Annotated in this window: 1 pseudogene; it reads left to right on the top strand. The window is 70.0% G+C overall.

Annotation, left to right across the window (positions count from 1 at the left end):
- Window positions 1-900: pseudogene (locus ACP4J3_RS50790) on the top strand (transposase family protein); the annotation flags it as partial.

The raw sequence follows: 900 nt of genomic DNA on the forward strand, positions 1-900 counted from the left end.
TCTCTCGACGTCATCTCGCCCGCCTGGTCGAGGAGTTGGCGATGCCGTGGCAGGCCGGGGTCGAGGGTCGCCGCCATGCTGCACGAGGTGGGGCCAGGAAGCGGGCCGCGGGAGCCGGCGCCCGCCACCAGCTGGTCTTCGTCGACCGGCTGGTGGCCACGCTGATCCATCTGCGGCACGACCTGCCGCACTCGGTACTGGGGCTGCTGTCCGGCGTCGACCGGTCCACCATCACCCGTGCGATCGCAGAGGTGCGTACGCTCCTGGCCGGGCGGGGGTGCGCGGTCCCCGACCGCCCCGGCCTGCCATGACGGACTATCGCCGACGTGTTCGCTCACGCCCAGGCCGAAGGCATCGCGCTGCGGCTGGACGCCACCGAGATCCAGGTACGCCGGCCACCGGCCGGCCGCGGCGGACGGCGGGCGTTCGTTTCCGGGAAGAAGAAACAGAACACCATGAAGGCAACCGTCATCGCTGACTGGCGGGCCGCACGTTATGGACCGACACCCTGCGGCCTGGTCGTATGCACGATGCCACGGCCGCCCGCAACGAGGGCATCGCCGTCTGCTTCCAGCACTTCCCCGACGTCAGGGTCCTCTTGGACGACGGCTACCTCGGCCTGAGCCGCGACCATCGCGGGCAAGCGATCACACCGCCAAGAAGACCGCGTCCGGGAGCACTGCCCGGCAGAGTCCAGCAGTGGGAACGCGACCGCCACGGGCACTCCTCCGACCGCATCACCGTCGAGCGTGCCCACGCCGACCACAAACGCTGGAAGCAACTATCGCGCTGGACCCACCGCCGCGACCGCTTGCCCGACACCTACCGAGCCATCGCCAGCCTCGTCTCCGAGCACGGCCGCCTGAAAACAAGCCACGAGCAGGCCAAAGACGCCTCACC

This window comes from Streptomyces sp. UG1, assembly GCF_049974585.1.
Classification (GTDB): Bacteria; Actinomycetota; Actinomycetes; order Streptomycetales; family Streptomycetaceae; genus Streptomyces.